18 protein-coding genes are annotated in these 17,081 nt (G+C 40.4%); 7 read left to right on the top strand and 11 right to left on the bottom strand.

Features of this window, described 5'->3' with window-relative positions; translation table 11 throughout:
* The first annotated feature begins 47 nt into the window (after positions 1–47).
* From F777_RS0106415 to F777_RS0106400, 4 genes are read left to right on the top strand one after another with little or no spacing between them, the layout of a single operon-like run.
* Complete coding sequence (locus F777_RS0106415) at positions 48–1,046, top strand: beta-ketoacyl-ACP synthase III (RefSeq protein WP_026751320.1); 999 nt, start codon at positions 48–50, stop codon at positions 1,044–1,046.
* Between the two features lie 5 nt (positions 1,047–1,051).
* On the top strand, positions 1,052–2,305 hold the full coding sequence (locus F777_RS0106410; protein WP_235785894.1) for a trans-sulfuration enzyme family protein: 1,254 nt from the start codon (positions 1,052–1,054) through the stop codon (positions 2,303–2,305).
* Positions 2,302–2,763 carry a GNAT family N-acetyltransferase gene (locus tag F777_RS0106405; RefSeq protein WP_026751318.1) on the top strand — a complete coding sequence of 154 codons (462 nt, stop codon included), beginning with the start codon at positions 2,302–2,304 and terminating at the stop codon, positions 2,761–2,763. Before F777_RS0106410 ends, F777_RS0106405 begins: the two co-directional genes overlap by 4 nt.
* Positions 2,764–2,768: 5 nt before the next feature.
* Positions 2,769–3,935, top strand: coding sequence for a glycoside hydrolase family 5 protein (locus tag F777_RS0106400; RefSeq protein WP_161631493.1), 1,167 nt, complete (start codon positions 2,769–2,771; stop codon positions 3,933–3,935).
* A 17-nt stretch (positions 3,936–3,952) separates the two neighbouring features.
* On the opposite strand, the gene fabD is transcribed toward F777_RS0106400, so the two are convergent.
* The 4 genes from fabD to F777_RS0106380 form a co-directional block, all read right to left on the bottom strand.
* Entirely contained in the window at positions 3,953–4,849 is an 897-nt protein-coding gene (gene fabD, locus F777_RS0106395) for an ACP S-malonyltransferase (RefSeq protein WP_026751316.1), read from the bottom strand.
* Positions 4,850–4,882: 33 nt separating this feature from the next.
* Positions 4,883–5,605 (bottom strand): GTP cyclohydrolase I FolE, encoded by a 723-nt coding sequence (gene folE, locus F777_RS0106390; RefSeq protein ID WP_026751315.1) that lies wholly within the window; start codon positions 5,603–5,605, stop codon positions 4,883–4,885.
* Positions 5,562–5,984: a 6-pyruvoyl trahydropterin synthase family protein gene (locus F777_RS0106385; RefSeq protein ID WP_026751314.1), complete on the bottom strand. Its 423-nt coding sequence runs from the start codon at positions 5,982–5,984 to the stop codon at positions 5,562–5,564. The genes folE and F777_RS0106385 overlap by 44 nt, the downstream gene beginning before the upstream one ends.
* A gap of 233 nt (positions 5,985–6,217) precedes the next feature.
* Entirely contained in the window at positions 6,218–6,625 is a 408-nt protein-coding gene (locus F777_RS0106380) for a 6-pyruvoyl trahydropterin synthase family protein (protein ID WP_026751313.1), read from the bottom strand.
* A gap of 67 nt (positions 6,626–6,692) precedes the next feature.
* On the opposite strand from F777_RS0106380, the gene mqnB reads away from it, so the two are divergent.
* Entirely contained in the window at positions 6,693–7,361 is a 669-nt protein-coding gene (mqnB, locus tag F777_RS0106375) for a futalosine hydrolase (RefSeq protein ID WP_026751312.1), read from the top strand.
* A 36-nt stretch (positions 7,362–7,397) separates the two neighbouring features.
* Entirely contained in the window at positions 7,398–8,195 is a 798-nt protein-coding gene (locus F777_RS15955; RefSeq protein ID WP_037369180.1) for a 1,4-dihydroxy-6-naphthoate synthase, read from the top strand.
* A gap of 39 nt (positions 8,196–8,234) precedes the next feature.
* Here F777_RS15955 and F777_RS0106365 read toward each other — a convergent pair whose 3' ends face one another.
* The 7 genes from F777_RS0106365 to F777_RS0106335 form a co-directional block, all read right to left on the bottom strand.
* Positions 8,235–10,403, bottom strand: a complete 2,169-nt coding sequence (locus F777_RS0106365; protein ID WP_051408472.1) for a multicopper oxidase family protein — start codon at positions 10,401–10,403, stop codon at positions 8,235–8,237.
* A 6-nt stretch (positions 10,404–10,409) separates the two neighbouring features.
* Complete coding sequence (locus F777_RS0106360) at positions 10,410–10,964, bottom strand: DUF2911 domain-containing protein (protein WP_026751310.1); 555 nt, start codon at positions 10,962–10,964, stop codon at positions 10,410–10,412.
* Positions 10,965–10,982: 18 nt separating this feature from the next.
* Positions 10,983–11,987, bottom strand: a complete 1,005-nt coding sequence (locus tag F777_RS0106355) for an IS30 family transposase (protein WP_026751309.1) — start codon at positions 11,985–11,987, stop codon at positions 10,983–10,985.
* Between the two features lie 105 nt (positions 11,988–12,092).
* Positions 12,093–12,848, bottom strand: a complete 756-nt coding sequence (locus F777_RS0106350) for a heavy-metal-associated domain-containing protein (protein ID WP_026751308.1) — start codon at positions 12,846–12,848, stop codon at positions 12,093–12,095.
* 92 nt (positions 12,849–12,940) lie between these two features.
* Positions 12,941–13,501, bottom strand: coding sequence for a helix-turn-helix domain-containing protein (locus F777_RS0106345; RefSeq protein ID WP_026751307.1), 561 nt, complete (start codon positions 13,499–13,501; stop codon positions 12,941–12,943).
* 158 nt (positions 13,502–13,659) lie between these two features.
* Positions 13,660–14,973, bottom strand: a complete 1,314-nt coding sequence (locus F777_RS0106340) for a cryptochrome/photolyase family protein (RefSeq protein WP_037369178.1) — start codon at positions 14,971–14,973, stop codon at positions 13,660–13,662.
* Positions 14,974–15,083: 110 nt separating this feature from the next.
* Positions 15,084–15,938, bottom strand: coding sequence for an aminotransferase class IV (locus F777_RS0106335; RefSeq protein WP_026751305.1), 855 nt, complete (start codon positions 15,936–15,938; stop codon positions 15,084–15,086).
* A gap of 26 nt (positions 15,939–15,964) precedes the next feature.
* On the opposite strand from F777_RS0106335, the gene F777_RS0106330 reads away from it, so the two are divergent.
* Positions 15,965–17,065, top strand: coding sequence for a Nif3-like dinuclear metal center hexameric protein (locus F777_RS0106330; protein ID WP_026751304.1), 1,101 nt, complete (start codon positions 15,965–15,967; stop codon positions 17,063–17,065).
* Positions 17,066–17,081 lie beyond the last annotated feature (16 nt).

Raw genomic sequence — 17,081 nt, 5'->3', positions numbered from 1 at the left:
AAAGCAATTAGCTGTACCTTCAACCTTTTATATAACCCTCATAGTACATGAATAAATTAAGTGCAGCAATTACCGCGGTAGGCGGCTATGTTCCCGAAACAAAACTGACCAATTTCGATCTGGAAAAAATGGTAGACACCAACGACGAATGGATCAGAACCAGAACCGGCATTGAAGAAAGAAGAATATTGAAAGAACCGGGAAAAGCCAGTAGCGATATGGCAGTGAAAGCTATTGAAGAAGTGTTGCGTAAGAAAAATATGGCCCCCACCGATATTGATTGTATTATCTGTGCAACCGTAACACCCGACATGGTTTTTCCGGCAACCGCCAATATCATTGCCGATAAAATAGGCGCAACCAATGCCTGGGGCTTTGACATGAGCGCAGCCTGCAGTGGTTTCTTATATGCGGTAACCACTGGAACCATGTTCATTGAAAGTGGACGATACAAAAATGTAATAGTAGTTGGTGTAGATAAAATGAGTGCCATCATAGACTATACAGACCGAGCCACCTGTATCATTTTTGGAGATGGAGCTGGTGCTATTTTGCTGCAACCCACTACGGAAGACCTTGGCGTAAAAGATAGTATTTTAAGAAGCGATGGCAGTGGCAGACAATACCTTCACATGAAAGCAGGTGGATCCTTAAAGCCGGCATCTGTTGAAACGGTTATGGCCAAAGAACACTATGCGTATCAGGAAGGACAGGCTGTTTTTAAATTTGCCGTGAAAGGAATGGCAGATGTAAGTGCAGAATTGCTGGAAAGAAATAATTTAACCGCTGATGATATTGCCTGGCTGGTACCACACCAGGCCAACCTTAGAATCATTGATGCAACTGCCAACAGAATGGGGCTTCCCAAAGAAAAAGTGATGATCAATATTCAGAAATACGGCAACACAACTGCAGCAACACTTCCACTATGTTTATGGGATTGGGAAAAGCAATTGAAGAAAGGAGACAACATCGTTTTGGCTGCATTTGGAGGAGGATTTACCTGGGGAGCCACCTGGATTAAATGGGCCTACGACTCCCAATAATTCCAATGATTTTTACTAAAAAACATTTTTTACAAATGAACAAAAAATACAAAGGAGTTGGTACTACTGCTATCCATGCATCGGGCCATAACAATGGCAATCATGCCCATTTAACGCCTATTCATGCCAGCTCTACTTTTACTTTTGAAACAGCCACTGAAGGAAGTGAAAGATTTGCAGGAAGCGATAAAACAAAGATCTATAGCCGTTGGGGCAACCCAAGTTTTACGGTAGCAGAAGAAACCATTGCCGCTTTGGAAAGTTTTGGAACAAAGAACGAAGCCGGAGAACCCTTGCCCGTAAAAGCATTGTTGCATTCTAGCGGTCAGGCAGCTTTAACTACTTTATTTTTAGGTCTGTTAAAAAAAGGAGATGCGGTTTTATCGCATCATGCGTTGTACGGTGGCACACATGAATTATTGCACAAAGTACTGGCAGACACAGGCGTGGAAACCATACTCGTAAATCTGAATGATGAAGAAGCCATAGCTGCTGCATTACAAAATCATCCGAACATTCAGCTGATACATATTGAAACTCCCTCCAATCCAACACTACGTTGCATTGATATTCAGAAAGTATGTGAGCTGGCAAAATCAAAGGGAATCAAAGTATCTGTGGACAATACCGCAGCTACTCCTTACTTGCAGCAACCCTTTAAATGGGGGGCCGATTTTGTCATGCACAGCACTACGAAATTTTTGAATGGACATGGTACAGCCATTGGTGGCATTTTAATAGGCAAAGACCTGACATTGATGAATGGCCCCATCTGGAAATGGCATGTATTATTAGGGGGTAACAGCAATGCATTTGATGCCTTTTTACTAACGAATGGATTAAAGACATTGGAGTTAAGGATGGAGCGACACTGTAGCAATGCAGTGCAGGTAGCCAATTATCTTGCACAACATCCTGCTGTAGCCAAGGTAAATTTTTGCGGATTACCTACTCATCCTGATTATGCCATAGCTCGTAAACAAATGAAACAGGCAGGTGCATTAATGAGTTTTGAATTAAAGGGTGGATTGGAAGCAGGAAAAAAATTCATCGATGCGTTACAGATGGCCGTGAAAGCTATTTCGTTTGGAACACCAGATACGCTTTTGTCGCACCCGGCCAGCATGAGTCATATGGGTTTAACCAAAGAAGAAAGATTACAATTCGATATCACCGATGGTTTAATTCGGCTGAGTGTTGGCATTGAAAATATCGAAGACATTATTGCAGATTTTGATCAAGCACTGAACCAACTATGAATATTCAAATCAGAAGAGCCGAAGCCAGAGACTGCGCGCGCATTCTAGAATTAATTAAGGAACTGGCTGTTTATGAAAAAGCACCGGATGAAGTAACGGTAACGCTGGATCATTTTATAGAGAGTGGATTTGGTGAAAAGCCGGTATGGTGGGCATTTGTAGCAGAAGAAACCCAGGCAGACGGAAGCAACGAAATTCATGGTTTTGCACTCTACTATATACGTTACAGTACCTGGAAAGGTCAAAGAATGTATCTGGAAGATATTCTGGTAACTGAAAAAATGAGGGGCCAACATATTGGTAAGCTTCTCTTTGATCGTTTAATAGAAGAGTGTAAAGAAAAAGGGTTCAAAGGTATGGTTTGGCAAGTGCTGGAATGGAACGAACCCGCCATTAATTTTTATAAAAAATACAATGCCCATTTTGATCCGGAATGGATCAATTGCAGCATCAACTAAAGAGAATGAATAAATTTTTTGCAACCATTTTATTAATGAGCGCCATCTGGCTCACGGCCTGTACCAAAACGGGGTCCAGTCCTGATCCTGTTATCGGACCTAAGGGAACAGCAGTAGACAACCTGGCCCGAGGTATCAATTTGTCTAACTGGTTCAATGATTATTCAGATCCTTCTCAGTTCAGCAACCGCTTTGGCAATGCAAATTTCAAACAAATTAAAGACGCCGGATTCACGTATGTGCGTCTTCCGATTGGACCTTCTGTATTATGCGGAACTTCAAAAATAGAAGACATACAAACCGCCAATCTGGTACATGTTGAAAATGCCGTAAAAAATATTCAGGCAGCAGGGCTGGCAGTCACCATTGAAATGCATCCCTTTGGTGATAATTTTGAAGCAAGACTTGCCATTGATCCTTTGGCCAGACAATCTTTTAGACAGTTCTGGAAAAACCTGGCGAATCATTTTAAAGGATACGATACCAGCAAACTGTTTTTTGAAATCTGGAACGAACCCAATATTGGCGCTGAAAGACTGGTATCAGGAATTGATAAAAACTGGTGGGCACCTTTTCAGGAACAGATTGTTACTTCCATCAGAGAAGCTGCTCCCAACCATTATATCATTGTAACAGCAGAGGATTATGGAAGTTGGAGCGAGTTATTGCAACTGCCCATCATCAATCAGAAAAAAATCATTTACAATTTTCATTTTTACGATCCTTTTACATTTACGCATCAGGGAGCCGATTGGATCAGCGGACCTTATTCCCTGTTACGCTTTCTACCCTATCCTGCAACACCCAGTAATGTGAGCACACTGGCAGCCAATGCCAGCAATCCTTCAGCCCGATCACAAATTGAATGGTATGGCAGACAACAGTATGCGGCCGATTCCATCAACAAAGTAATGCAACTGGTATATAACTGGAGTGTTCAGAAAAAAGTAGACGTAATCTGCAACGAGTTCGGAGTGCATAAAAAAGTAGCCCCGCCCGAAAGCATTATCAACTATTTATCAGACGTAAGCACCTACCTCAATAAATTTGGTATTGGATGGGCTGTATGGGATTACGATGACACTTTTGGTCTTGCCTCCTATACAACCGGAACCAGGGCCGTTCCTCCTGTATGGGACAACGGCGTACTCAATGCATTAAAAATTAAGTAGGGAACAAAAGTCTTTCATTAACTAACCCCATCTGTAGTAACGGCGGCACCGGCAATCTTACCTACCAGACCTTGCAATACTTTACCAGGACCACACTCCGTAAAACGGGAAGCACCATCTGCAACCATTGCCTGAACTCCCTGTGTCCATTTAACCGCACCGGTTAACTGATTAATCAGATTGTTTTTAATTTCCAATGGATCGCTAACCGCTTTGGCAACCGTGTTCTGATAAACAGGGCAAGAAGGGGCATTGAATACGGCAGATTCAATGGCAGCAGCCAATTCTGCTTTTGCAGGTTCCATTAAAGGAGAATGAAAAGCCCCTCCAACTGGCAATACCAATGCTCTCTTGGCACCGGCTTCTTTCATTCGGATACAGGCCAGATCAATAGCAACAACTGATCCGCTGATCACCAGCTGACCCGGACAATTGTAATTGGCAGCAACCACTACTTCACCGGTTTCCGCTTGTACAGCCGCACAAATTTCTTCTACTTTTTCGTCGGGCAAATTCAGCACAGCCGCCATGGTAGAAGGATTGGCTTCACAGGCTTTCTGCATGGCCTGTGCACGAATGCTAACCAGTTGCAAAGCCTTATCAAAAGACAAAACGCCATTGGCAACCAATGCAGAGAATTCACCTAAAGAGTGACCGGCCACCATATCGGGCTTAGCTCCCTCAATGGTTTTGAAAGCGGCAACAGAGTGAATAAAAATAGCAGGTTGGGTAATATTGGTTTGCTTCAACGCTTCGTCGGAACCTGTGAACATAATATCACTGATGCGGAAACCAAGGATTTCATTAGCCTGTTCAAATAAATCTTTCACAGAACTATGTGCATCATACAGGTTCTTTCCCATTCCGGAAAACTGAGCTCCCTGACCAGGGAAAACAAAAGCGTGCTTTGCCATGAATTAAAAATTTATGGCAAAGTAAACGATTTTTTAAAACTCAGTCTTCAATTCTAAATAACGAAGGAATTCTTCTTTGCGTTTTTCTTCTTTAAACTTACCACCGTAGAAAGAAGTAATGGTAGAAGAAGTGTCGTCTTCCACGCCTCTGCTCGCAACACATAAGTGCTTCGCATCAATTACAATGGCAACATCTTCTGTACCCAGTTCTTTCTGTAATTCTTTGGCAATTTGTACGGTTAAACGCTCCTGCACTTGCGGACGCTTGGCAAAAAATTCAACCAGACGGTTCAACTTGCTTAAGCCAATTACTTTACCATTGCTAATATAAGCCAGGTGTGCTTTACCAATGATGGGAACAAAATGGTGTTCGCAATTGCTGTAGAAAGAAATATTCTTTTCAACCAGCATTTCATTGTACTTGTATTTATTATCAAATAAAGCAACAGCAGGTTTGTTGGCAGGATTTAAACCGCTGAAAATTTCCTGCACGTACATTTTAGCCACGCGCTTAGGGGTTCCTTTCAGGCTATCATCGGTTAAATCCAATCCAAGGGTTTCCATGATGGCTTTAAAGTGCTCCTGAATGATGGCGATTTTCTCGGCATCGGATTTTTCAAAAGCATTCGCCACCATTGGCGTATCTATAGAAGTACTCACATGATTGTCTCCCATTTCATCAATCAGGTCATCATCGTTAAAAACGATTTTATCACCATTCAGTCGGATATTCGACAAAATTTCGTTCTGTTTCATACAATCTGATTTTTAAGGTATATTTCTCTTCCAGCTTCGCTCTTAACAGTTGGTAAATAACCACTGCAATGTTCTCCGCTGTAGGATTCAGGTTTTTAAATTCCTGCGTATCCAGGTTTAAATTTTTATGATCGAATCGGTTTAACACCTCTTCTTTAATTAAATCGCTTAATAATTTCAGGTCAATCAGGTAGCCAGTCTCCGGATCAATCTCTCCACTCACCTGCACAATCAATTCATAATTATGACCGTGAAAGTTTTCGTTGTTACACAAACCGAATACTGCCTTGTTCCGCTCGGCCGACCAGGCGGGATTATGCAACCTGTGGGCAGCATTAAAATGTTCCTTGCGGAAGACAGTGATTCTGTTCTTGTTCATATTTAATCCTTCTTGTGCTACGCTGAACTTATATAAGTTTGGTACTGTTTCAGAAGTGTGCTGATCAAGTGTCCAAACGAATTGTTCTGTAAACCTATCCAATTACGTACCATAAACCAAATCAACCATAAAAGGCAGGAATACGGTATAATAACGCTGCCGGGGATTATTTGTTTAAACATTATTTAAAATGATTAAACAAACGCCCGAAATCAGCCCTGACAGTTTAACAGTTACCCAAAATATTCCACGTAAATACGGGGAGTTTCGTACAATTTAATGCAATGCAACTGAACAGGAGCGGGCAAATGGGGGGCTAATTGCTCCCAGATAGCCATTGCCAGGTTCTCTGTACTGCACATTTTTCCAGCCATAAATGGCACATCCATATTCAGGTTCTTATGATCTAAATGGTCAATCACATGGGTTTTAATGAGCTTGCTGAGGGCTTTTACGTCGAACAAAAAGCCGGTATCAGGATCTGGTGTACCCTTAATGGTAACATAAAGGTCATAATTGTGACCGTGCCAGTTCTCATTTGCACATACCCCAAACACCTGCTCATTGCGCTCTTTACTCCAGGCAGGATTGAATAATTTATGGGCAGCATTAAAATGTTCTTGTCTGGTCAGGTACACCATTCGCTCAAATTTTTTGCAAAGGTACAAAAATGAAGAAAGTTGCGTGTTTTTCGTCAACTTTACGTTTATGAGAGTCGTTATTACATCAGCAACCACAGGAGAATGGATGCCGGCATTTGTGGGGATCAACGATCTCTACACAGGCAAAAGTCAGCGCATCAAAGTGCAGTTTTATCAGTCCGGGGTGGGATTATTAGCCTCTGCTGTAGCCCTCACCCGACTCGCCATAGAAGAACGCCCCGACTTAATTATCCAGGCGGGCATTGCAGGAAGTTTTCAGAAAAAAACAACCCCGGGAAAGCTTGTGGTTATTAACAACGAACAGTTGGGAGACACCGGTGTAATGGAAAAAGGGCATTGGAAAGACATCTTCGATTTAAAGTTGGAAAAAAGCAGCTATCATCCCTTTGAAAAAAGAAAACTACCCAACCCCTGGTTAAAAACTTACAACTTACTTGGACTGCCCGAAGTAGATGCAATAACCGTGAACCAGATCAGTACCGACAGCACCCTGATAAAAAAATTGGAAAAAAAATACAGCCCGGTAACAGAGAGTATGGAAGGTGCAGCCCTGCATTATGTAGGAAGAGAAACCGGTATTCCCTTTATACAAATCAGAGCCATCTCTAATTATGTAGGAGAAAGGGACAAGAGCAAGTGGTTAATGAAAGAGAGTATTGAACTACTCAACAAAACCCTGCTGCAATACGTTGATAAATTATATCAGCTGAAATAAATCTGAACCGAATAGACTTCCAAACCATCCGAACCTATGAAATTTAGTCTGGCATTTTCGCCCTGCCCCAATGACACCTTTATTTTTGATGCACTGGTTAATCAGAAAATAGACACAGAGGGAATTCAATTTGATGTAAATCTCGAAGACGTTCAAACCCTGAATGAGTGGGCCATTGCCGGCAAAATGGATTTTTCAAAAATCAGTTATGGGGTATGGGGAAAAGTAAAAGACAACTACAGTTTACTTAATAGTGGAGGAGCATTGGGCAAGGGAGTTGGGCCATTGCTGATAATTAAGCCCGCCAAATTGCTGGACTATAGCCCAGAAGCCATCAATGAAATGACAATCGCCATTCCCGGGGAAAACACCACTGCGAATTTATTATTCAGCCTGGCCTACCCAAAAGCTAAAAAGAAAGTATATAAAGTATTTCATGAAATAGAAAATGCAGTATTAAGCGGAGAGGTAGATGCAGGTGTGATTATACACGAAAACAGATTCACTTATCAGGAAAAGGGGTTAAGAAAAATCATTGATTTGGGAAATTACTGGGAACAAACCAAGCGATTGCCCATTCCCCTGGGTGGCATTATTGCAAAGAAGACCCTGGATCCTGAAATTGTAAAAACCGTAGACCGTTTAATCAGGAAAAGCATAGAATACGCATTCAGCAAATATCCCGCCGTGTCAGACTATGTAGTAGCACACGCGCAGGAAATGAGTGAAGAAGTCATGCGGCAGCATATAGATTTGTACGTGAATAATTATTCGCTGGATCTTGGAGAAGACGGGCTTGCTGCGGTGCATATTCTAACAGAAAATCAGTTGTAATTACTATGTGCTAAAATCATTTTACATCCCCAGAATATTTTAATAGTTGAGCGTCAAGCCCAAACCAAACCCCATATCGCTGTCGTAGTGAATCCGCAAACCAGCATTTTTACTCAGGATATAGCTGGTTGAAACCATATACTCTTTATCAGAGTTAATCATAAAAGCAGAACGAATTCTTTTTGATACGGGTATATCTTCTCTGCGCAATTGAACCCGTAAGTTACCATCGTGATATACTTCAGTTTGTAAGGTTACCAACATAGGTAATGTATACGAAAGGCCCACACTTAATTGTACCCGATTGTCCTTGGTATTCTTTTGCCCAAATATATTTTTCTCAGAAGGGTGTATTCCCAACTTTCTGTATCGCCAGTCAAATCCAATAAAAGGCATCAGCCACTGCATTCTTCCGATATACCTTCCAATATGCGTTTCAGATTCGTATCCATGCATATCATTGTAGCCCAATCGCCACTCTGACCCAATACTCCATCTTGTGTTCTGAACCATGATCATGCCGTCATTCCCATTGTTAGCAAAATCGTTTTGTGCCATCCAATGAAAGGGATTACTTTCTTTTTGCAATTCCTTGTAGGCCCAATTTTTATTGGGCAACAAAGGATTATCGGATTGTTTTTCATAACTCAAAACACGGTTCATCCCTGCCATCATATGATATAAAATATGGCAATGAAAAAACCAATCACCCTCTACGTTTGCTGCAAACTCGATGGTATCGGTCTCCATGGGCATAATATCCAACACATTTTTGAGCGGAGCATAATCCCCCTGTCCGTTCAGAATTCTAAAATCATGTCCATGCAAATGCATAGGATGTCGCATCATTGAATTATTGTATAGCGTTATACGAACCACTTCCCCCTTCTTAATTAAAATCTTATCTGATTCAGAAAGTACTTTGTTGTCCATGCTCCATACATAGCGATTCATATTCCCTGTTAGTTCAAATTTCAGTTCTCTTACAGCTGCATTTTGAGGGAAATTGGTTTTAACAGGAGACTTCAGCTTTGTATAATTCAGTGTATTTAAATCGCTTTCGTCCGCATACATTACGGAATTCATATCCATTTTTTGCATGCCCATATCCATTCCCATCAAATCCATATCACCATTCATTTTCATCATATCATTCATCATCTGCATACCTTCAAAGTATTTCAACTTAGAAAGTGGTTTGGCATTTTTCTTTGTACCCGCACCCAAAAAAGCAGATGCAGTCTGAATACGATCTTCTGCTGTAGCCAATAATTCATAGGAAAACCCATTTTCGGGAATGGTAACTACAATATCATAGGTTTCAGAAACACTAATGATTAACCTATCCACTTCTACTGGCACCACATCGTTACCATCATTGGCTACTACAGTAAAGGGGCCACCAGCATAGGAAATCCAAAAGTAGGAGGATGCCCCTCCATTTGAAATCCTAAGACGCACTTTATCTCCCGCTTTAAATTGTGGAAAGCTGGCTATTCTTTCCCCATTTATCAAAACAGCATCATAATAAATATCAGAAACATCCATCGCCAGCATACGTTTCCACTCATTATTAATTTTGGTTTTAAAATGTCCTTCGCGGATAGCTTCTGCATAGCTTTGTGTAGTTCCTTTTTTAATGGCAAACCAATCCGAAGCATTGTGCAACATTCGATGAACATTTTCAGGCTTATAATTTGTCCATTCACTTAAAATAACAGGAATTGCAGGCAAATCATCAATTCCTTTTCTGAAAGTGGAATCAGTGCTCCGCTTCTTTAAAACCATTGAGCCATACATCCCAATTTGCTCTTGTAATCCACTATGACTATGATACCAATGGGTTCCATTTTGTATAATCGGGAAACGATACAAATGGGTTTGTCCAGGCTCAATAGGCATTTGGGTTAAAAAGGGAACCCCATCTTCTTTGTTGGGTAAAAATAGACCATGCCAATGGAGTGAAGTAGCTTCTTTTAGTTGGTTGTACACCATAATTTCAGCTGTGTCTCCTTCGGTGAAAGTTAAGGTAGGCATGGGAATTTGACCATTTACAGCAATTGCCCTTTTAGCTTTGCCTGCGAAAGTAACAAGAGTGTCTTTAACCCATAAATCATACCGCACAACCTTCTGGGCAAAACTGTTTTGTGTGAATACTACATTCAGTATACCTACAAAAAAAAGCGTCAAAAAAAGCCTATAAAACATCACTTATTATTTAAGATTCAGAAAATCCAGCGCAACGGTTATATATTCCCAGCTCATTTCAATTTTTCCTCTATCTCCTGAGCTTCTGACTACTTTATAGGTAAGCGCCTCTGTCAGTTCTTTGTTTAGGGTAGGTTTCACCACAACCCTGATTACATCATTTTCCACATTATACGCATCCGCAAGATGCATATCCCAATCTTTGCTTAAGATTAAGACCCATTCTTCTTTTCCGGGAATTGTAAAGAAACCATACTTTCCTTTTGATATCTGCTTTCCTGCAATTTGCACATCACTGGAGAATTCAACCCAGGTTGCCTTATGTGCTCCGGTAGCCCAAACCTGATCATAGGCAACCAGTCCATTCCAAATATTTCTACCTCTTACACTTGGAGAACCATAATCAATATGAACATGATTTTTCCCAACCAGCGCCATAGCCGTTTTTCTCGGACTTTTTGATTGCGCTGCATTTGCTGCTGGCGTTTGATGATTCTCATGCTGTGCAGAAGCTACAATAGAAAACAAAAGGACATAAACTGAAATAAGTAAAGCTTTCATATTAATATATGTCTAAGTTCAAGTAATAAGTGCAATTTTTTGTTGTAGCACTTGATTAGGGGTTAAGTAATTAAATTTTCTTACTGGTCTATTGTTTAATAATTGTTCAACACGTTTTACTTGATAATCTGTCACCATACTAAGGTCAGTCTTTTTAGGGAAAAACCTTCTGATCTGTCCGATTCTGTTTTCAACCGTTCCTTTATCTTGACTGGTATAAGGTCTGGTGAAATAAGTATCAACATTTAATGCTTCTGCAACTTCATTGTGATTTGCAAATCCTAAATCATTATCAAAAGTCACCGTATGAATTGGATAGTCTGCTTGCTCAAGTTTTTTAATAATGGCTTTACTTACTGTTTCACTTCGCCTATTGCTAAGCTTGTGAAGACTGGTATGCAAAGTAGCCCTATCTGTCATTACTAATAATGCTCCTTTATGGTTCTTACCCATCATAAAATCAACTTCAATATCACCTGGCCTAATTCGTTTGTTGACAATTTTAGGTCGTTTCTCAATTGGCACTCGATTAGGAATAATACCACGATTATCCTTCTGATTAGTCCGCTTTTTTCTTCGTCTAGCATGTTTAAGATGCAGATAAATCCTTTTGTATGGTTTATCAGCCGCTTTATTACCATGCTTCGATTGCCAAATCCATTGATAAAGCCATTCAATACTCAAAGGACACTTACCCGTCTCTTTACCCTTAACACTAATCAACTCAGGGCTCCACTTTTCGTTAGACAACCATCGAACAGCCTGCTTTTTCATAGCCAGATTAAACTTCACCAATTTGGGTTTAAACTGGTGTCTCTGTTCCGTTCTACGTTGTGCATTGCTGGCCAAATAAGTTCCAGCAGTCCTACCGCGTTGAGCAGTATTCCTCTTCAGTTCTCTACTAATAGTCGAGGGATTAACTCCCAAATGTTCAGCAATCTTTTTTTGTTTCATCCCAGCCTTAATAAAGGCTTCAATCTGATATCTTTGTATCAAACTGAGTTGAGTGTAATTTTTTGTCATAAGCAACCAAAAGGTCGCACTACTTGGTCAAAAGGCAAAAAGCCCTCAAAAGCTTTTTTGCCTTTTGTTTAAAAATTGCACTTATCGGTTGAACTCAGCATGTTATTAGTTAACAAAATGAATAAAGATCATAATAGCACTCATTCCTATCATTAACAAGTCTTCAATAATAGTAATGGTACTCATGGGCAAATTGAACACTGCACCTAAACAAGCACATTTTATTTTGCGCTTATTCAATACAGATTGTAAAACACCCACTACACTAACAGACATTACAATCAATGTGATCAGATTGGTCATTAACGGATTAAAATTAACTAAAAAAGCAAGCCCCAGCCCTAATTCAATAAACGCGTACCAGTAAGGCCATTGTTTGAACTTTTTGGCAATCAAATCATACATGCGATAACTATCAGCAAAACCTTCCAGATTCAATAATTTAAAAAAGGAGAACACCAGAAAAAATCCCGCCATAAAATGTTGCATCCCTTGCATCCAGCTAAAAGAACCATTTGAAAACTGTACTAATAAAGTAATAGCAGTTATATAAAAAAACACCATTAAAACCGGCTTATAGGTTTCCCACCAACTTTTCTTTTCCTCTGTTAATGAATCAATGGGATAGGTTGAAACGGGATTAGCAAATATGGCAGGCTTTAATTCTGTAATTGAATAGCGAGCGTCTAATGCAGTTTGCAGCGATTCCAGTGCAACATGCTCCGACATGGTTATTGTTGCCTTTTTTTCTTCTTTAGAAATAACAACAGAAGAGATATGAGGAACTTTCAATATTGCTGACTGCACTTTTGCCACACAGCTGGAACAGGTCATACCCGTCACCTGATATTCATGTATCATAGTAGTAAATTTTAGGATACAAATTTCAGCTGAACAATGCCTGTCTGCGTTGTAGAATTATAGATAAGATTTGTAAGTTTTATAGTAAGAAACTATAGTTCATCAATATGCTTTCTCATATTGCTCTTCAAATTTTTAAAATGAGAAGGAGTTAACCCAGTAATTTTTTTGAATTGATTGCTCAAATACCCTACGCTGCTATAATTGAGTGCATAGGCTATTTCACTTAGACTCATTTCATCATACATGAGCAATTCCTTTACCCTCTCAATTTTCTGCAGAATAAAATACTTTTCAATAGTGACACCTTCTACTTCAGAAAAAAGGTTACTCAATGTATTGTAATCTGAATTTATTTTTTGTCGTAGGTAGTCAGACAAATTCATTCCTAATTCATTGTTTTTATCATGTACGAGTTCCCTAATGAGGTTCTTTATCTGCTCAATCGTCTTACTCTTTTTGTCATTAATTAATTCAAATCCGAAACTTTTTAAATGATCAGCAACCTCCTTCTTCTGCTCTTCATTTATTGACTCAGCAAGTTCAATTTCGCCTAATTCAATTACTTTAACAGAAAGTCCAAGCTTTTCCAATTCAGTGCGAACAATCAGCTTGCAGCGACCACAAACCATATTTTTGATATAGATTTTCAAGCCTGATGTTTTTTTAAAGTTACAGCAATAATAGAATCAGAACTGACAGTTGCATTGAAGAAAGATTTATTTGATTTTGGGCTGATATATATAATCTTCTCATTTAAGACTGCGAAGCAGGATTGCAGAGGAGATTATATATATCAGCCCAAACTTCATTAAGCAGGCTTCAACGCAGCAGCATAAGTTTCAAGGACGCGTTTGCGCGCCACTTCATGCACCACAATCGGCTTAGGATAAGTGAACTCCTGAAACTCCGGCACCCACTTTTTAATGTATTTGAAATCCTTGTCAAACTTTTCAGTTTGTAAATAAGGATTGAAGACCCTGAAATATGGCGCGGCATCACAACCACTGCTGGCTGCCCATTGCCATCCGCCGTTATTGGCAGACAAATCAAAATCTAAGAGCTTGGAAGCAAAATAGGCTTCTCCCCAACGCCAATCAATGAGTAAGTGCTTGGTTAAAAAGGAAGCAACAATCATACGAACGCGGTTATGCATAAACCCTGTTGCGTTCAATTCTCTCATGCCCGCATCCACAATGGGATAGCCTGTTTTACCCTCGCACCATTTCTGAAATTCATCTTCGTTATTGCGCCATTTAATTTTGTCGTACTCAGCTTTGAAAGCATGCCCCTTCCCCACTTTCGGAAAATGCCAGAGTATCATCTGATAAAAATCTCTCCAGATCAATTCATTCAAATAGGTTTCGTTTAATCCGGCAGCAAGGGTGGCAATCTTACGAATACTCACCGTTCCAAAACGCAAATGAACCCCCATTTTAGAAGTACCATTATCCAATGCAGGGAAGTCTCTGTTCTGACTATATTTTTTTACAATCTCCTGATTCAATTCCTTAGAAGGAAATACGGCTTCCACCGATTCAAAACCCATAGAAGACAATCTGGGAATTGGTAAGGGTGACTGCCGATAAAAATGCTTAAAATATTTTTCGGTAGGATAAGACTTTAAATAAAAAGCATTCAGTTTTGCTTTCCATTTGCGCGAATAAGGCGTAAAAACGGTGTAAGGTTTTCCATCGTCTTTTACCACTTCGTCTTTCTCAAATATTACCTGGTCTTTAAAAGTTTTAAAACCAATGGACTTTTCTGCTAAAAAAGATTCTACCGAAGCATCCCTCTCTAATGCATAAGGCTCATAATCGTGATTGGTAAAAACGGTACCAATGATATATTGATCAGCCAATATGGCAAATACATCCATTGGCTTACCGTAAAACACCTGCATGCTAGACCCCATGCTAAACAGTTGCGCCTGCATTTCGGAAATAGCCCCATGAATAAATGCCACACGCTTGTCTTTCTTATCTTCCAGCTGATCCAAGATCTGTGTATCAAAAATAAAAACGGGCAATACAGGCGTACCGGCTTTAAGGGCATGGAATAAAGCGGCATTGTCGGAAAGTCTCAGGTCTCTTCTAAACCAGACGATGTTTACGGAAGGCTTCATCAAAACAGTTTGTCATTCAACAGAAAGCACTTAAAAAAGTTCAAAAACAAAGAGGAATGCTGTAAAAGCTATACAGATAAATGGGAACACTCTCCAAATAAAAATATTCATCAAAAATTAAACAGCGGCTTCACAATCTCTCTGTACAATACCGGCACCAACTGGTAATCGTAGGCATTGTTACCGCATTGTTTTACCCAGCGGATGCCATAAATGGCATTGGTTAAAAAAACTTCAGAAGCATTGGCCAGGTCTTCAAGTGTAACGATCCCCTCTTTTACTTCATATCCTTTTTCGCGCAGCTGACTCAAAATATATTTACGCATTATGCCTCCTACCGGACCCTCCGATAAAGCAGGGGTTGTAATCAACCCTTTTTGTACCAAAAAAATATTGGCAATGGTTGCGTCGGCAATATTACCCTGCGGATTCAATAATAATGCATCATTCAAATGCTGCTCTTTTGCCCATAAAGCAGCCATGGCATATCCTAAATAATTATTCGTTTTTAACAAAGAAAAATGATCGGCCTGTTTAACGGCTTCTTTAAAAATTCCAATGGTCAAGCCGTTTTCATTTAGCTTATTATTCGATTCATTCAAGTCCCAACTCTGAATTAACAAATGCGGAAAATGATTTTGCGGATCGTAAACACCTCCATCCCCTCTGTAAATCGTTACCCGGATTCTGGCCAAAGCGTGGTGCTGATTTTTTTTTACCAGCTCCTGAATCGCTTCAAAAATATAGTCCGCAGAAAAAAAAGAAGGGGGTTTAAACCTTAGCTTTTCCAGGGTTGTCATTAAACGTTCCCGGTGCAAGGACTCTAGCAAAACCTTGCCCCTGCACCATTTCATGGTTTCAAAAAAACCATCTCCATAGCGGAATGAACGATTGTTTGGCGAAATCAGGAGCTTATCCTGTTTCAAAACCTTACCATCACTAAAAAGAAAATGCGCATCTGCCATAGTGTGAAACTAACTAAATTCGTCAAATGAAAATTCTGCAGATTATAAAGGAACTCGAAAGCTTTGCCCCGCTCGCTTATCAGGAGTCTTACGATAATGCCGGACTCATCACGGGAAATGCGCAATGGGAATGCACAGGTGCACTCTGCACGCTTGACGCAACAGTTGAAGTGCTGATGGAAGCCAAAGAGAAAAATATGAATCTGGTAGTGGCCCATCATCCTATCGTGTTCAAGGGTTTAACCAAAATCACGGGAAAAAATTATGTAGAAGAAGCCATAATTTATGCCATCAAAAATGACATCGCCATCTACGCCATCCACACCAATTTAGACAATGTTTGGGGTGGTGTGAATTCAGTGATGGCTGAAAAAATAGAACTCACCCATTGCCGAATCCTGCAGCCAAAAACTTCCATCCTTACCAAACTCATCACATTTGTACCCACTCCGCAACTGGCGCAGGTGCAGGAAGCTTTGTTTGCTGCCGGAGCTGGCCATATTGGGGAGTACTCGGAAACCAGTTTTGGGTCTGAGGGGATGGGGACTTTCCGCGGATCAGAACTTTCGAATCCTACCATTGGCACTCCGGGTATCCGCGAATCGGTGGCAGAAACCCGACTTGAAGTTATTTTACCCAGCTACCTGGAGTCTCAGGTGGTCGCAGCCATGAAAGCCGCCCACCCCTATGAAGAAGTGGCATACGACCTGATTCCACTTAGAAATGCCAACCAAAGAGTGGGGTCTGGCATCATTGGACAGCTTGAATCCCCCATGGAAGAAAAAGCCTTTTTTAGCCATATTTCACAGGTTTTTGGCCTAAAAATCATCAAACACACCCCATTTTTGGGCAAAAAGGTCCAAAAAATCGCCCTTTGCGGTGGAGCAGGCAGCTTCCTGATACGGGACGCCATTGCTGCCGGAGCCGACTGTTATATTAGCGCGGACATCAAGTACCATGAGTTTTTTGACGCTGACAAAAAGCTGGTTCTAGCCGATATTGGACACTGGGAAAGCGAACAATATACGATTGACCTGCTTTTTTCGCTAATAACCGCTAAATTCCCTAACTTTGCCGTCCTTAAAACCAGCGTCCAGACAAATCCTGTACGTTATTTTTTAGGATAAACTTTATAACTACCAA

It is taken from the genome of Sediminibacterium sp. C3, assembly GCF_000508085.1.
Taxonomy (GTDB): Bacteria; Bacteroidota; Bacteroidia; order Chitinophagales; family Chitinophagaceae; genus Sediminibacterium.
The sequence above is the reverse complement of the archived record's forward strand: the minus strand, read 5'-3'. Positions and strand labels throughout refer to the sequence as shown.

Bases quoted from the DNA above. Each gene is read 5' to 3' on its own strand.
- F777_RS0106330 (WP_026751304.1), top strand. From the start codon at position 15,965: ATGAAAATTCTGCAGATTATAAAGGAACTCGAAAGCTTTGCCCCGCTC.
- mqnB (WP_026751312.1), top strand. From the start codon at position 6,693: ATGAGAGTCGTTATTACATCAGCAACCACAGGAGAATGGATGCCGGCA.
- F777_RS15955 (WP_037369180.1), top strand. From the start codon at position 7,398: ATGAAATTTAGTCTGGCATTTTCGCCCTGCCCCAATGACACCTTTATT.
- F777_RS0106400 (WP_161631493.1), top strand. From the start codon at position 2,769: ATGAATAAATTTTTTGCAACCATTTTATTAATGAGCGCCATCTGGCTC.
- folE (WP_026751315.1), bottom strand. From the start codon at position 5,605: ATGAAACAGAACGAAATTTTGTCGAATATCCGACTGAATGGTGATAAA.
- fabD (WP_026751316.1), bottom strand. From the start codon at position 4,849: ATGGCAAAGCACGCTTTTGTTTTCCCTGGTCAGGGAGCTCAGTTTTCC.
- F777_RS0106360 (WP_026751310.1), bottom strand. From the start codon at position 10,964: ATGAAAGCTTTACTTATTTCAGTTTATGTCCTTTTGTTTTCTATTGTA.
- F777_RS0106350 (WP_026751308.1), bottom strand. From the start codon at position 12,848: ATGATACATGAATATCAGGTGACGGGTATGACCTGTTCCAGCTGTGTG.
- F777_RS0106385 (WP_026751314.1), bottom strand. From the start codon at position 5,984: ATGAACAAGAACAGAATCACTGTCTTCCGCAAGGAACATTTTAATGCT.
- F777_RS0106405 (WP_026751318.1), top strand. From the start codon at position 2,302: ATGAATATTCAAATCAGAAGAGCCGAAGCCAGAGACTGCGCGCGCATT.
- F777_RS0106410 (WP_235785894.1), top strand. From the start codon at position 1,052: ATGATTTTTACTAAAAAACATTTTTTACAAATGAACAAAAAATACAAA.
- F777_RS0106380 (WP_026751313.1), bottom strand. From the start codon at position 6,625: ATGGTGTACCTGACCAGACAAGAACATTTTAATGCTGCCCATAAATTA.
- F777_RS0106365 (WP_051408472.1), bottom strand. From the start codon at position 10,403: ATGTTTTATAGGCTTTTTTTGACGCTTTTTTTTGTAGGTATACTGAAT.
- F777_RS0106340 (WP_037369178.1), bottom strand. From the start codon at position 14,973: ATGAAGCCTTCCGTAAACATCGTCTGGTTTAGAAGAGACCTGAGACTT.
- F777_RS0106415 (WP_026751320.1), top strand. From the start codon at position 48: ATGAATAAATTAAGTGCAGCAATTACCGCGGTAGGCGGCTATGTTCCC.
- F777_RS0106355 (WP_026751309.1), bottom strand. From the start codon at position 11,987: ATGACAAAAAATTACACTCAACTCAGTTTGATACAAAGATATCAGATT.
- F777_RS0106335 (WP_026751305.1), bottom strand. From the start codon at position 15,938: ATGGCAGATGCGCATTTTCTTTTTAGTGATGGTAAGGTTTTGAAACAG.